The following is a 14,321-nucleotide window of genomic DNA, read 5'->3' as shown; positions in this document are numbered from 1 at the left end:
GCGCCATGCGCAGCAGTCGGTTGCTGCGCATGGATCGCGGATGGCTTCTTCAATGCGTCGACGGACGCGTTTCCGGTGTTGCGGCGGTTTCGGATTCGGGCAGGGGGATCTTGCCACGATTGAGCACTTCCTTCAGCTCGGCGATGCCGGCAGCAGTGTTGCCCTTGTTGCAATCCTCCAATGCCATGTCGGCATCCATCTCCTTGCTGTAGCTCGAGGTGCCGTTGTACTTCGACCACTGGCCGTACAGACGCTGGCATTCACTCTTCTCGTCCTGTGCCGTTTGCGCCGAGGCGCTCAGGGCAAGACCGAAGGCAAGAGCGACAGCAGAGGCAGTCGCCATCGCACGCAACGCAGACTGATTGATCATCGAACCGATTCTCCCTTTGGTAAGGAGAACCGGATGTGGGGCGTCTTGATGTCGAAACGAGAGCGAGAATCCGCTCGCGTCTTCAACATCAGTTGATGTTACGTCACGATGTCGAAAGGACGTGAAGCCTTCGCTATCCGTGCGGATTCGCGACGAACGGCCACTGCGTCTTGTCGGCATTCTTGTAGGGCAGCAACGACCAATCCGGCACGAGCGCGCCCGGTGCCGCGACGTAAACGACTTCGCTTGCAATCGGTGCATAGGCGGCATGGAAATGCTGCATGGATTTCACGACCACGATCTTCTTGGTCGAGGGATCGATGCCGAGCTTGGTGAAGCAATCGAGGCTGTGGCACTGGCTGCGCTTGGTGTTCACGATCACCGTGACGCCCTCGATCTGCAACGCGGCGACGTCGCCGATGGGATTGGTGCCCTTGCGCGCGCCGCCGAACTGGATGGTGACGTCGGTGGCGAGCTTCAGCACCTTGGCGCGGGCATCGATCGGCGGGCCGGATTGCGGGCCGAGTTTGCCGCCGAGACGGATGTCGAGCTCGGCACCTTCGCCGACTTCGAAGGCGAGCCGCACCGCGCCCGGATCCCAGAACATGGCGATCGCCGCGTCCTTCACCTTGCGATCGAGCAGCGCCTGCAGGACGAAGGTCGAATCGGAGGCCGCGCCGCCGCCGGCATTGTCCGACACGTCGGCCAGGACCATCGGCTTGGGCAGGTTGTGCGAGCTCACGCGCGCCATCGCAGTCTCGAGGTTGACATAGGGCGGCTGCGTCTTGTCGCGCATGGCGAAGAACTCCATGCCGAGCTCGCGGGCGAGCTTCTCCGCCTTCGCCTTGTCGTTGTCGGTGATGGCGATGATCTTGCTGCTCATCTCCTTGATGTCGGCCCACGGGAAGCCATGCGCGACGGATAGCGAGAGCACGCCATCCTTGCCTTCCATCGACGACAGCTTGTCGACGAACGAGCGCATCGGCTGCCGCGTGGTGTGGAACACGCCGATCATCCGGCAATCGAAGGCCGCCATCACCGGCTTGGTGCGACCTTCGATGGCGCCTTCCATCACATTGAACAGGTCGTCGGCGCGATCCGAGACGTCGACATGCGGGTATTCCTTGAACAGCACCAGCGCCGTCGCGTCGCGCAGCGTGCCTTCGCCGATATTGCAGTGAAGATCGAACTCCACGCCAACGGGCACGTCGCGCCCCACCACGGCCCGGACATGGGCCAGCAGGTCGCTCTCACAGTCGTCGTAGCCTTCGGCAACCATTGCGCCATGGCAGGACAGGAACACGGCATCGACCGGCATGGCGGCCTTGAGGTCGGCGATGATCTCGTCGCGGAACGCTTCGTAGACCTTCTTCACGGTCTTGCCGGCGGGCTGGGCGAAGGCGCACAGGCTTTCCACCACGTCCCATCCCTTCGCTTCAGCACGGGCCCGCCACACGGCGAGCGGTGCGCCGAACATGGGGACGTTCTTGCCGTAGCTTCCCTTGCGATAGAGGCAGGTCTCCTCGAAGAGCTGATGTCCGGTGGGGATGGCGGCGAAGGTGTTGGTTTCGGTGCCGAGGCAGGCGGTAAAGATCTTTGTCATGGGCGCGGATATTGCGACATCCCAGTCATGTGCGCCACTCCGGCGAACGCATCCTAGCTATGATGGCTCCTCGCATGGCGCATGGTCCGCTCCACGCTGCAGATGCCTTCGCCGGGGCCTCGGTTGTGCGTGCTAATGCTTCCAGAATCGCCAGGACGATTTCGGCTTCTGCCACTGCAAAAGCTCGAAGCTCTCAGGCCAGTTCTCGTCGTGTTTGACGCCAACGATCGATAGAGCCAGGGCGAGGGGAACCTCGAAGATGTGGTCGACGTCGGCATCCTTGCCGCCGTCGGCAACCTGGTGCAGCCGATGTTCCTGTTCCAGAGCGGAAAGGTGCGGCGGGAGTTCGCCAAATCTCTCCAGGCCGAGTATGTCGGCGTCGCCGTGATGCTCGAGCCGCCAGACGCGGTCGCCGTTCCTCCACTGCTCGCAAGAGCAGAACATCACGTGCTCTTCGACATTGCAGGCGATGACCTCGCACCCGGCGGATAGTTTCGCGAGGACCTGGTGCTGCACAAGGCGATGCTCGGTTTCACCGAGGACGATCAACGTCCAGCCCTCGGGCAGCTCGTGCCCACCTATTCCCCCGCGGTCCACATCGTCAACGAGTCCCGTCGGCGACAGGTCCAAACGATCATAGACCGCCATCTTGCTCAGGCCGTTGACGGCAATCCACGAAATGGAAAAGCCCATTCAAGCCGCCAGCGCGCGGTCCATCAGGGCAATCTCCTGCCGGCCGAGATCGGCGGTGCCGAACTGGCTGAAGTGGCCGCCCTTCAGGCGCGCCTCGCCATAGAGCGAGGCGAAGGGCGAGTTCGCTTCGGCCAATGCCGCGAGCGCCGCTAGTTTTGCGAGGCCCTCGCAAAGGAAACGAGCGCGGCGTTCGGCGTCAGGCGCCTTGAGCGTGCGTTCGAGCGTCGTCGCGAGGGCTGTGACGTCGCATGCCTTCGATGCGGTCCTCACGAGGGCCGATATCGTCTCCATCGCCGCATCGGGCTGGCGTGCGGCGGCGCGCAGGACATCGAGCGCCATTACGTTGCCCGAGCCCTCCCAGATCGCGTTGAGCGGGGCCTCGCGATAGAGACGGGCCATCGGCAGCTCCTCGGAATAGCCGTTGCCGCCCAGGCATTCGAGCGATTCGTAGACCACCTGCGGCGTGCTCTTGCACACCAGGAACTTCACGGCCGGCGTCAGCAGCCGCGCATAGGCGGTCTCGCCCTTGTCGACCGCATGGGCGAGGCGGAACACCAGGGCCACCTGGGCCTCCAATTCGAGCGCGAGGTCGGCGGCGACGGCCTGCATCGCCGGCTGGTCGCTGAGCCGGCGCTGGAACACCGAGCGGTTGCGGATGTGGTTCAGCGCCTGGCTGAGGCCGAAGCGCATCTGCCCGGCGGAGGCGACGGCGCAATCGAGGCGCGTGAGGTTCACCATCTCGATGATGGTGCGCACGCCCGCGCCTTCGGGGCCGACGCGCTCGGCATAGGCGGAATGGAACTCGACCTCGGACGAGGCATTGGACTTGTTGCCGAGCTTGTCCTTCAGCCGCTGGAAGCGCAGCCCGTTCCTGCTGCCGTCGGGCCGGTAGCGCGGCATGAGATAACAGGTCAGGCCGCCTTCGGCCTGGGCCAGCACCAGGAAGGCGTCGCACATCGGTGCAGACATGAACCATTTGTGGCCGCTGATTTCGACATGATCGCCGACGGCCACGGCCTCGGTGATGTTGGCCCGCACGTCGGTGCCGCCCTGCCGCTCGGTCATGCCCATGCCGAGGGTCACGCCCTTCTTTTCCCACCAGGGCAGCGGCCGGGGATCGTAGGTGCGCGACAGGATCTGGCTGCGCCACTTGTCGAGTAGTGCCGGCTCCGACTGCAGGGCGCCGATGCAGGCATGGGTCATGGTGATGGGGCAGAGATGGCCTGCCTCGGCCTGGGTCGCGAGATAGAGGCGTACGGCGCGGCTGGTCATCGGGCCGGCGGGCTCGCTGCCATCATGGGCGGAGCCGTGGATACCGAACCCGATGCTCTTGGCCATCAGCGCATGATAGGCCGGGTGGAATTCCACGAAGTCGATGCGATTGCCCTTGCCGTCCATCGTTCGCAGCTTGGGAGGATTCTCGTTGGCGACCCGACCGAGATCGAGCGTTGCTGCCGATCCGTAATCCTTGCCGCAGGCCGACAGCGCCTTGAGATCGAGCCCGTATCGTGCGGCGGCGTCGGCGAGCGGCTTGTCGGCGGTGAACAGATCGACGTCGCCGAAGGCAGGCGACTGGTTGAACGAGGCGTCCTCGAGAAATCCTTGGCTCATGGCGGGAATCTGATCCCGCGCCGCCGCGTCGGCAAGTCTCCCGCGGCGTTCCGGCTTCCTCCCCCATTGGCGCGAGGGAGGAAGCTCGGAAGTGTCTCAGGCGGCGAACTTGCCGAACTGCCACTCGCGGCCGGGAGCGGCGGCGAACAGGGCCTTCGTATACTCGTGCTTGGGCGCGCCGAAGACCTGCTCGGCGGCGCCGTACTCGACCACGCGGCCCTGGCTCATCACTGCGACGTAGTCGCAGATCTGCGCGGCGACGCGCAGGTCGTGGGTGATGAACAACACGGCAAGGTTCAGGCGCTGGCGGATCTCGTCGAGGAGTTCCAGTACCTGCTTCTGCACCGACACATCGAGGGCGGAGACGGCCTCGTCGGCGATCAGCAACTCGGGCTCCATGGCGAGCGCGCGGGCGATGCAGATGCGCTGGCGCTGGCCGCCGGAGAACTGATGCGGGTAGCGGTCGAGCGCGTTGGGATCGAGCCGCACCGTTTCCATCAGTTTGCGTGCCCGATTGACCGCCTCGGCACGGCCGAGGCCGAAGTTCATCGGGCCTTCGATGACCGAATCGCCCACCGTCATGCGCGGATTGAGCGACCGATACGGGTCCTGGAACACGATCTGCACCTTGCGACGATGCGGCCGCAGACGGACGGCGGGAATGCGGGCGATCTCGGTGTCGCCGAGATAGACGTTGCCCTCGCTGGGATCGATGAGGCGAGCGATGCAGCGCGCCACCGTCGACTTGCCTGACCCCGACTCGCCCACGATGCCGAGCGTCTCGCCCTTGCGGACCTCGAGATCGACATCGACCGCGGCCTTCACCACGCGCGACTTCTGGAACATCGACTTGCTGGAGTAGATCTTGCCGAGCTTCTCGGTGCGCAACACCGTCTCGCGGGCCAGCCGCACGCCGCGATGCGCCGGATGGATCGACGGCACCGAGGAGATCAGCATGCGCGTGTAGGGCTGCTCCGGACGCGACAGGATCTGCTCCGTCTGCCCCATCTCGACGAGTTCACCCCAACGCAGCACCGCCACGCGATGGGCGATCTCGGCGACCACGCCGAAGTCGTGCGTGATGAACAGGACACCGGTACCCTGGCCCTCCTGCAGCTCGGCGATCAGCTTCAGGATCTCCGCCTGCGTGGTGACGTCGAGCGCCGTCGTCGGCTCGTCGGCGATCAGCAGCACCGGATCGAGGACCAGCGCCATGGCGATCATGATGCGCTGGCGCTGGCCGCCGGAGAGCTGATGCGGGAAGGAGGCGTAGATCCGCTCCGGCTCGGGCAGCTTCACGCGGGTGAGGATGCCGATGATCTTCGCCTTGCGCTTGGCGGCATCGAGCTTGGTGTGGGTACGCAGGACCTCGTCGATCTGCTCGCCGCAGGTCATGACCGGATTGAGGGCGGTCATGGGTTCCTGGAAGATCATCGACATGCGCGTGCAGCGCAGCTCGCGCAGTCGTGCTTCGCTCGCCGCCAGCACGTTCTCGCCTTCGAGCAGGATCTCGCCCGCGACCGGCTTCAGCGCCTTGGCGAGAAGGCCCATGATGGTGAAGGAGATCACCGACTTGCCCGAGCCCGACTCGCCCACCAGGCAGACGATCTCGCCGGGATTGACGGTGAAGCTCACATTGTTGACGGCGTTGACGCGATCGCCGCCCGAGGGCAGCGCCACGCTCAGGTTCTTGACCTCGAGAACCGGGCCACTCGCTTTGGCCTTTCCTCCCTGCGGCGCCGTAGCCCCTGCAGGGGAGGATGTCGAAACGCTGGCACTCATGTACTTTTTCTCATCTTTGGATCGAGCGTGTCGCGCAGGCCGTCACCCATCACATTGATGGCGAGCACGGCGAAGGCGAGGAAGATGCCCGGATAGAGGATGTTGTGCGGGAAGATGCGGAACAGCGTCCGGCCTTCCGCCATGATGTTGCCCCAGCTCGGCGTCTCCGGCGGGATGCCGATGCCGAGGAAGCTCAGGATCGCCTCGGTGATGATGGCGGCGGCGGCCGTGAAGGTCGCCTGCACGATCAGCGGCGCTATCGTGTTCGGCAGGATGTGGCGCATCAGCAGCGTGAAGGTCGGCGTACCGACCGAGATCGCGCCCTCGACGTAGGGTTCCTCGCGCACGGTCAGGACGATCGAGCGCACGAGGCGCACGACGCGCGGCACTTCCGGCACGACGATCGCGAAGATCACGGTGACGACGCCGGCCCGCCAGATCGACACCAGGGCGATGGCGAGCAGGATGCCCGGAATCGCCATCAGCCCGTCCATGATGCGCATGATGAAGCCGTCGGCCCATCGGATGTAGCCCGACACCATGCCGATCATCAGGCCCAGTGCGACCGCAAGCACCGCCACCGAGATGCCGACGATCAACGACACGCGCGTGCCGTACAGGACGCGGCTGTAGACGTCTCGGCCCAGGCTGTCGGTGCCCATGTAGGCGATGCGCTTGGTGGTGGTACCGTCATCGTGCCGGACCGTGAGCTCGGTGCCCGGCCGCTTGTTGCGGCTGGCGGGATCGATCCGCGTCGGGTCGACGGTACCGAGGAACGGCGCCAGGATGGCGATCGCCACCATGATCAGCAGGATCACGCCGCCGAAAATGACTGCGGGGTTGCGGATGGCAAGCTGCCACAGCGGCTTGCGTTTGGTCGAGGCCGACGCGATCGCGGCGGAGTCGACGACTTCTTCGGCAATCGCGCTCAATAGCGGATCCTCGGGTCGAACAGGGTGTAGGCGATGTCGATCAGCAGGTTGATCAGGACATACACGACGGAGAACAGCAGGATGACCGCCTGGATGGTCGGGAAGTCGCGGCTCAGCACGGCTTCGATGGTGAGGCGGCCGAGGCCGGGCAGGCCGTAGACGCTTTCGGTCACCACGGCGCCGCCGATCAGCAGGGCGATGCCGATGCCGATCACGGTGAGGATCGGAACGGCGGCGTTACGCAGCGCATGGCGCATCAGCACGACGCGGTTGCTGAGACCCTTGGCGCGGGCGGTGCGGATATAGTCCTCGTTCAGCACCTCGAGCACCGAGGCGCGGGTGATGCGCGCGATCAGCGCGATATAGACCACGGCAAGACTGACGGACGGCAATACCATGTGCTCGAGGAAGGAGCCGAAATCGACGCCGATTCGCGTGTAACCCTGCACCGGCAGCCAGCCGAGATCGATGGCGAAGACATAGATGAGGCAATAGCCGATCACGAACACCGGCACCGAGAAGCCCAGTACCGAGAAGCCCATCACGAGCCGATCGACCCACGAGCCATGGCGATAAGCGGCGATGACGCCGAGCGGCACGGCGACGACGACAGCCAGGATCAGCGTGCAGATGGCGAGCGAAAGGGTCGGTTCGATGCGCTGCGCGATCAGTTCGGCGACGGTCTTCTTGAAGAAGAAGCTCTCGCCGAAATTGCCGCGCAGCATGTCGCCGGCCCAGATCGCGAATTGCTGCCAGATCGGCAGGTCGAGACCAAGCTTGGCACGGATATCGGCAATCTGGTCAGACGTGGCGTTGTCGCCGGCGATCACCGCGGCGGGATCGCCGGGCGTAAGTCGCAGCATCAGGAAGACGAAGATCGCCACCACCGCCAACACAGGCACGATGGAGACGAGACGACGGGCTATGAAGTCGATCATTTATCCTTACTCGAGCCGCCGCGCGCGTCCGGCCAGATCCGGACGAGCGCGACGACGCTGGTTCACGCTTTTTCGATGTTCCACATAACCGGGACAGGCGCCTTGAGCCAGCCCGTGATGTTCTTGCGTGCGGCGCCGGGCCCGTACCATTGGCCGATCCAGGCATATTGCGCGGTCTCTACGGCACGGTTCTGCACGGAATGTGCCAACTCCTTCGCCTTCGCCGGATCCGTTTCCTTCGAATAGGCGTCGCGCAGCTTCTCCATCTCGGGATCGGTCGGCCAGCCGAACCACGACTTGTCTCCCTGCGCCACCATGTAGGTGTTGGAGATCGGATTGAGGATGTCGGCCGCCACGGTGAAGGTGTGGAACAGGTTCCAGCCACCCTGGCTCGGCGGATCCTTCTTGGTGCGGCGTGTCACCAGCGTCTGCCAGTCCATCGACTGCATGTCGACCTTGAAGCCGCCCTGCTCGAGCAGCGCCTTGGTGACGGGTGCTGTGTTGGTAAGAACCGGCAGAGTGGTCGACTGCATCAGCACGATCGGCGTGCCGTCGTAGCCGGCTTCCTTGAGAAGCTGCTTCGACTTCTCGAAGTTGGGCTTGATGAGGAGGTCGTTCGGCGTATCGAAGGCGTTGGGCGTGCCGCTGATGAAGGCGGCCGAACTCACCTTGTAGTACTCGGGCGCGCCGACCGTGGCCTTGAGGTAGTCCTCCTGGCGGATGGTGAGGAGCGCCGCCTGCCGAATCTTGGGATTGTTGAACGGCGGCTGCAGGTGGTTCATGCGATAGATGAACTGCTGGCCGAGCGGATTCCAGTCGACCAGCTGTACGCTCTTGTCGGCCTTCATGATCGGCAGCAGATCGTGCGGCGGCTGTTCGATCAGATCGATTTCGCCGGCAATGATCGCGTTCACCTGCTGCTGCGGATCCGGCATCTCGATGATCTCGACCCGCTCGATCTTCACGACCTTTCCGCCCGACAAGCCGGACGGCGCCTCGCTGCGCGGCTTGTATTTCGGGTTCTTGACGTAGACGTGCTTCTCGCCGGGCTTGGACTCGGCATTGACGTAGACGAAAGGCCCGGAGCCGATCTGGCTGTCGATCTGCTTGAAGGGATCGGTCTCGGCGATGCGCTTGGGCATCATGAAGGGCACGTTCGAGGACGGCTTGCCCAGCGACTCGAGCACAAGCCCGTAGGGTTCCTTAAGGATCATCTTGAAGGTCTTGGCGTCCACCGCCTTGAAGTCCTTCACGAACTCCATCAGCTTCAGGCCCATCGCATCGCGCGCACCCCAGCGCTTGATCGAGGGGATGCAGTCCTCCGACGTGACCGGCTTGCCGTCGTGCCATTCCAGCCCGTCGCGCAGCGTGAAGGTCCACTCGGTCTTGTCGGGGGACACTTCCCACTTGTCGACCATCTGCGGCTTGATCGCGTTGTTGGCGTCCATCGCGAACAGCGTGTCGTAGATGAAATAGCCGTGCGTGCGCGTCACATAGGCCGTCGTCCAGATCGGGTCGAGGATCGACATGTTGCCGTTCTGCACGAAGCGCAGGACCTTCTTGTCCTGGGCGCGCGCGGACGTCGCGGCCGCCACGATGGCGCCGGTCGTCAGAATGCCGAATGCACGCCTGTTGATGGTCGTCTTTGTCATTACTGAAGCCCCTCCGTTTTCTCCCATCGATGAGCGCAGATCTTCGCCTGCGCTCGTCGATGGGCACGCGAGGACCGGCGTCCCCGCGTGCCTGTCGACGATTGTTATTTCTTCGTCATGTTCCAGAACACCGGCACCGGGGCGACCAGCATGCCGTCGATGTTGGTGCGCAGGGCCACTGGCTGATACCACTGGCCGACATTGATGTGCGTCGGCGCCTCGACCCAGCGCTTCTGCAGCGCCATCGCGATTTCCTTCTGTTTGACCGGATCGGTCTCCTTCGAGAAGGCATCGCGCAGCTTCTCGATCTCGGCGTCGCACGGCCAGCCGAACATGGCCTTGTCGCACGAGGCGTTGAAGAAGCCTGCCATCACCGGATTGATGATGTCGGCGGAGACCCAGGAGGTGAGGAAGGCGCTCCAGCCACCCTTGTCCGGCGGATCTTTCTTGGCGCGGCGGCCCACCAGCGTCTGCCAATCCATCGACTGCATCTCGACCTTGAAGCCGGCCGCTTCCATCTGCGCCTTGGCGACGGGGGCGAGGTTGGTCAGCACGGCGAGGTCGGTCGACTGCATCAGCACGACCGGCGTGCCGTCATAACCGGCTTCCTTCAGGAGTTCCTTGGCCTTGGCTGCGTTCTGGTTCAGCACGTCGGCCATGCCCTCGTCGGAGCCGAGCGGCGTGCCGCAGACGAACGGCGCCTTGCACACCTTGTAGTATTTCGGATCGCCGATCGTGGCCTTGAGGAAATCTTCCTGGCCGAAAGCGACCATCACGGCATGCCGGATCTTCGGATTGTCGAATGGCTTGAACAACGTATTGAAGCGGAAGGCATACTGATTGCCGAGCGGATTGGCGTCGAACAGCTTGATGTTCTTGTCCTTGGCCAGGATCGGCAGCAGGTCGATGCCGGGCGCCTCGATCATGTCGATCTCGCCGTTCTGCAGCGCCCCGATCTGGGTCTGGACGTCCGGCATGGCGATCCACTCGACGCGATCGACCTTGGCGACCTTGCCTCCGGCCAGTCCCGACGCCGGTTCGGCGCGCGGCTTGTACTTGGTGTTCTTGAGGAAGACGAGCTTCTCGCCGGGCTTCCATTCGTCGGCCTTGAAGATGAACGGGCCCGAGCCGATCACGTCCTCGACCTTGATCTGCGTATTGGGGTCCGTGTCGGCCGTCTTCTTCGGCATCATGAACGGCACGTTCGAGGACGGCTTGCCCAGCGACTCGAGCACCAGGCCGTAGGGCTCCTTGAACTTGATGGAGAAGGTGGTCGGGCTGACGGCCTCGAAGCCGGAGATCGAGGCCATCATCTTCTGGCCCATCGAGTCCTTGGCGGCCCAGCGCTTGATCGAGGCGATGCAGTCCTCGCTGGTAACCGGCTGGCCATTGCTCCAGACGAGCCCATCACGCAGGGTGAAAGTCCAGGTCAGCTTGTCGGGAGAAACCTCCCACTTGTCGACCATCTGCGGCTTCACCTGGAACTTCTCGTCCATGGCGAACAGCGTGTCCCACACCATGTAGCCGAAGTTTCTCTGGATGTAGGCGGTGGTCCAGATCGGATCGAGAATCTTCACGTCCGAGTGCATCACGGCCTTGATGGTCTGCGCCTCGGCTGCCGGCATGCCGAACAGGCCAGCAACGCCCGCCGCGGCGATCAGAGCCACGGCTGACCTTCGAAATTCAAACATTAACTATCCCCTCACCTTCTCGCGGCCATGCGCATTGCAAGAATCGAGCCGCTTCAACGGACAGTAACAGTCGAAAGCCCCCCTCTGACAAGCTGATTCAGGCTGCCTGCGCTTCAGCGCGGCTTGGACAAAGCCTTGTCCAGCAGCTCCAGGATGCCCTCGACGGCGGCATCTGCGACAATGTCGCCAAACCCGGCCCAGGTGCCTCGCGTCGCCGCAACCGGCACCGGATTGGACTGCTCGACCTTGCCCACGTCCTTGCCGCTCGGATCCTTGAGCCGCCAGGTTACGGAGAGTTGCGCGGAGCGATCGTCGATTGGCGTCAGGCTTACCGTCCCCGTGACGGTGAAGACGTCCTCGCCGCCCTTGTCCATGATGACGATCTTGCTCGAGCCCAGTGCGCGGCGCATGCCGGAGAAAAGCTGGCGATTGCCATCGGAAGGCGCGCCTGTGACCGCGGCGACCATGACCTTGACCTGCGGCGGCGAGGCGGCGGACGGCGCTGTCGGTTTGGCTGCCGCGGCGCTCGTCGCGGCCGAGGCCGTGGTCGCGCCGGGATTGACGGCGTCGGCATCCGTGGGCGACGGCGGCGCGGGCGGAATGCTGAGGCCGGCCGCGACCTGGCCCAGCGAACGCGCCTCGTAATCAGGAGGACGTCCCATCAGCGTCGACACCTGCGGCGCGGCCTGCTGGGCAATGCGCGACACCAGCCGGTCGGTCGCATTCACGTAGTCTTCGCCGCGTACGAAGGTCTTGCTGCTCAACGGTCCTTCCGTCCCCTTGCCGCTGCTCAGAGACCACTCGACTTCGACCTGGATGCCGCCACCGGTCGGCGCATCGCGCGTGCTCATCACGCCGGTCACGAGAGCGGGCGCCTTCGCCGGGGCCACGGTGGCGACGATGCCGTAGGACTGGAGTTCGATGGCCAAGGCTGCCGCGACGCGGCCACCGAGCTGCGGCGGCATGTTCTTGGGGGGCGCGATCGACACCTCGACCTTGTCGTCCTTGGGGCGGTAGGCCTGATCGTCGGCACCGTCATGGGCGAACGGCTTGGGTGTCGGCACGCATCCCGCCAGCGCCAGCAGGGCCAGCACGATCACAACATAGCGCATGTCGCGATCAGCCCGAGCAGGCAGCAGAAGACGAGAAAGACGAAATAGGGCAAGTCACGCCTCGAGCGCGATGGCGGACAGGCCCCGTCCATAATCGCGCACGCCGTTCAAGGTGTTGCGGCGATAGCTGAAGAAATCCTCATCGCCGGCCAGCGTGTCATGACCGGTCGCGGTCACGGCGGCGCCGGTCCGGGCGATACGGTGGGTCAGGTAGCCTGCCAGATCGAACATGAAATGGCCGGTGCGGGACGCCGGTCGGAAGAAAGCCCGGTTGGCTTCGTCCTGCGCCAGAAACGGCGCGGGAAATTCCGGTCCGACCTCGTAGGAGTCGCGGCCGATGCACGGACCGATCACGATGCGCAGCCGGTCGCGTCGCGCCCCCAGCCGTTCCATCGCTGCAATGGTCGTGTCGACGACCCCGTTCAGCGCGCCCTTCCAGCCGGCATGTGCGGCGCCGATGACTTGCGCCTGCGGATCGGCCAGGAGCACCGGTGCACAGTCGGCTGCCAGCACGCCCAGGACGACGCCGGGCCGGTCGGTCACCAGCGCGTCGGCCTTCGGCGCGCCGGGCGAGGTCCAGCGCTCGTCGGCCACGGTCAGCACATCGGTGGAGTGGATCTGATGCACCGTGAGCAGGTCGGGCTCGCCAAGCGCGAAGGTCGCGGCGACGCGACGCCTGTTCTCGCGCACATTGTCGGGACTGTCGCCCGACCCGTAACCGCAATTCAGCGAAGAATAGAGACCGCTGCTGACGCCGCCGCGGCGCGTGAAGAAGCTGTGCTGGACGCCGTCGAGCTCGGCAAGCGTCGGCACCTTGATCTGGGCCTGCATCATGTCTCGTCCGAAAAGCCGGCCGGTGCAGGGCTTCGAGTATCGCCCACGGCCAAGACGCGGAACAAGGTGCCCATTTGGTCCGGCGCAATCAAGCGCAGCGATGCCGCGTCGATGTCGCTGCGTTGCGCAGGTGTCGCGCGCGCCTTCAAGGCGGCGGTACGTTGTTCGAGACCGAGGCGGCGCAGGAAATCGCCCTGGCCGGTCGGTCCGAAAACCTGCGCGCCGGCTGCGCGTGCCGTTGCGGCGAGCACCGCGAAGTCGACATGGGCAGTAAGATCGGTTTCGCCCGGGCGATCGAGCGGATCGACGCTTCGATGGCCGCGAACGGCCTGAAGGGTGGCGATGGCCTCGGAGTGGTCGCGCCCATAATCGATGATCAAGGCCCAGCCGCTCTCCGTGACAAGACGGGTCGCGATCTGGGTGATGACGTCGATCGCGCCGGGACACGTCTCGGCGATCGTGCCCAACGGAAGATCGGCCTCGCGCACGACGTCCGGCAGCAGTCGCGCGAAAGGCGATGGACCCGGTGCCGCGGCGAAGACCAGCGTTTCGCCGTCGGGCGCCAGGCCGACCATGCGTTCGCTCCAGCCGAAGCGGGTCTTTTCGAACTGGCGCACCGGCAGCGCATCGAAGAATTCGTTGGCGACCAGCAGGGTCGGTCCGACGGGTATCGTATCGATGCGGTCGTGCCAGTGTGGCCGATAGGCGCCGAGCGCCGCCTCCTGCGCAGCCCGCAGCGGCTGGTTGATGTCGACCAGGTGAAGATCCACGGCGGCATGGAAGCCGGGCACGCCCCGCGTCGCGCGCAGCGCATCCGCCATCAGGGTCCCGCGGCCGGGCCCGAGTTCGATCAGCCGGACCGGCGCCGGCCGTCCGATCGCATACCAGCGCTCGGCGAGCCAAGCGCCCAGCAGTTCGCCGAACATCTGCGAGATCTCCGGCGCCGTCGTGAAGTCGCCGGCGGCGCCCAACGGCATGGCGCGGCGGTAATAGCCCAGCGTCGGGTGGCCCAGTGCCTCGGCCATGAAGTCTGCGACCGAGATCGGGCCGGTAACGGCAAGACGCCTCGCCAGACGGCGGCCGAGCTCGCTGGTCACGTGGGC

At 64.8% G+C, this 14,321-nt stretch carries 12 protein-coding genes; all 12 read right to left on the bottom strand.

Annotated features, from left to right (window positions below; all coding sequences use genetic code 11):
• Window positions 1-49: 49 nt before the first annotated feature.
• Window positions 50-370, bottom strand: a complete 321-nt coding sequence (locus B5D62_RS13490; protein WP_085934358.1) for a hypothetical protein — start codon at window positions 368-370, stop codon at window positions 50-52.
• Window positions 371-503: 133 nt separating this feature from the next.
• On the bottom strand, window positions 504-1,973 hold the full coding sequence (locus B5D62_RS13485; RefSeq protein ID WP_085934357.1) for a M81 family metallopeptidase: 1,470 nt from the start codon (window positions 1,971-1,973) through the stop codon (window positions 504-506).
• A 132-nt stretch (window positions 1,974-2,105) separates the two neighbouring features.
• The gene (locus B5D62_RS13480) at window positions 2,106-2,621 is read right to left on the bottom strand and encodes a hypothetical protein (protein ID WP_139373865.1); all 516 of its coding nucleotides are present in this window, start codon (window positions 2,619-2,621) and stop codon (window positions 2,106-2,108) included.
• Between the two features lie 45 nt (window positions 2,622-2,666).
• Complete coding sequence (locus B5D62_RS13475) at window positions 2,667-4,277, bottom strand: acyl-CoA dehydrogenase family protein (protein WP_085934355.1); 1,611 nt, start codon at window positions 4,275-4,277, stop codon at window positions 2,667-2,669.
• Between the two features lie 96 nt (window positions 4,278-4,373).
• Window positions 4,374-6,059 (bottom strand): ABC transporter ATP-binding protein, encoded by a 1,686-nt coding sequence (locus tag B5D62_RS13470; RefSeq protein WP_085934354.1) that lies wholly within the window; start codon window positions 6,057-6,059, stop codon window positions 4,374-4,376.
• Window positions 6,056-6,952, bottom strand: a complete 897-nt coding sequence (locus B5D62_RS13465) for an ABC transporter permease (protein WP_419188783.1) — start codon at window positions 6,950-6,952, stop codon at window positions 6,056-6,058. The genes B5D62_RS13470 and B5D62_RS13465 overlap by 4 nt, the downstream gene beginning before the upstream one ends.
• A gap of 35 nt (window positions 6,953-6,987) precedes the next feature.
• Window positions 6,988-7,929 (bottom strand): ABC transporter permease, encoded by a 942-nt coding sequence (locus B5D62_RS13460; RefSeq protein ID WP_085934352.1) that lies wholly within the window; start codon window positions 7,927-7,929, stop codon window positions 6,988-6,990.
• A 62-nt stretch (window positions 7,930-7,991) separates the two neighbouring features.
• The gene (locus B5D62_RS13455) at window positions 7,992-9,581 is read right to left on the bottom strand and encodes an ABC transporter substrate-binding protein (RefSeq protein WP_085934351.1); all 1,590 of its coding nucleotides are present in this window, start codon (window positions 9,579-9,581) and stop codon (window positions 7,992-7,994) included.
• 104 nt (window positions 9,582-9,685) lie between these two features.
• Window positions 9,686-11,248: an ABC transporter substrate-binding protein gene (locus B5D62_RS13450; protein ID WP_218191052.1), complete on the bottom strand. Its 1,563-nt coding sequence runs from the start codon at window positions 11,246-11,248 to the stop codon at window positions 9,686-9,688.
• Between the two features lie 137 nt (window positions 11,249-11,385).
• The gene (locus B5D62_RS13445; RefSeq protein ID WP_085934349.1) at window positions 11,386-12,384 is read right to left on the bottom strand and encodes a hypothetical protein; all 999 of its coding nucleotides are present in this window, start codon (window positions 12,382-12,384) and stop codon (window positions 11,386-11,388) included.
• Window positions 12,385-12,438: 54 nt separating this feature from the next.
• Window positions 12,439-13,218 carry a peptidoglycan editing factor PgeF gene (gene pgeF / locus B5D62_RS13440; protein WP_231714799.1) on the bottom strand — a complete coding sequence of 260 codons (780 nt, stop codon included), beginning with the start codon at window positions 13,216-13,218 and terminating at the stop codon, window positions 12,439-12,441.
• A complete protein-coding gene (locus B5D62_RS13435) occupies window positions 13,215-14,315 on the bottom strand; it encodes a class I SAM-dependent methyltransferase (RefSeq protein ID WP_231714798.1) in 1,101 nt (366 codons plus the stop codon). Before B5D62_RS13435 ends, pgeF begins: the two co-directional genes overlap by 4 nt.
• Between the last annotated feature and the right edge of the window lie 6 nt (window positions 14,316-14,321).

Source organism: Enhydrobacter aerosaccus (assembly GCF_900167455.1).
In the GTDB taxonomy this organism is placed as follows: domain Bacteria; phylum Pseudomonadota; class Alphaproteobacteria; order Reyranellales; family Reyranellaceae; genus Reyranella; species Reyranella aerosaccus.
The sequence above is the reverse complement of the archived record's forward strand: the minus strand, read 5'-3'. Positions and strand labels throughout refer to the sequence as shown.

What these genes read in the sequence shown, in the direction of transcription:
- pgeF (WP_231714799.1), bottom strand. Translation starts at nt 13,218, where the DNA reads ATGATGCAGGCCCAGATCAAGGTGCCGACGCTTGCCGAGCTCGACGGC.
- B5D62_RS13455 (WP_085934351.1), bottom strand. Translation starts at nt 9,581, where the DNA reads ATGACAAAGACGACCATCAACAGGCGTGCATTCGGCATTCTGACGACC.
- B5D62_RS13480 (WP_139373865.1), bottom strand. Translation starts at nt 2,621, where the DNA reads ATGGCGGTCTATGATCGTTTGGACCTGTCGCCGACGGGACTCGTTGAC.
- B5D62_RS13475 (WP_085934355.1), bottom strand. Translation starts at nt 4,277, where the DNA reads ATGAGCCAAGGATTTCTCGAGGACGCCTCGTTCAACCAGTCGCCTGCC.
- B5D62_RS13490 (WP_085934358.1), bottom strand. Translation starts at nt 370, where the DNA reads ATGATCAATCAGTCTGCGTTGCGTGCGATGGCGACTGCCTCTGCTGTC.
- B5D62_RS13460 (WP_085934352.1), bottom strand. Translation starts at nt 7,929, where the DNA reads ATGATCGACTTCATAGCCCGTCGTCTCGTCTCCATCGTGCCTGTGTTG.
- B5D62_RS13470 (WP_085934354.1), bottom strand. Translation starts at nt 6,059, where the DNA reads ATGAGTGCCAGCGTTTCGACATCCTCCCCTGCAGGGGCTACGGCGCCG.
- B5D62_RS13485 (WP_085934357.1), bottom strand. Translation starts at nt 1,973, where the DNA reads ATGACAAAGATCTTTACCGCCTGCCTCGGCACCGAAACCAACACCTTC.
- B5D62_RS13445 (WP_085934349.1), bottom strand. Translation starts at nt 12,384, where the DNA reads ATGCGCTATGTTGTGATCGTGCTGGCCCTGCTGGCGCTGGCGGGATGC.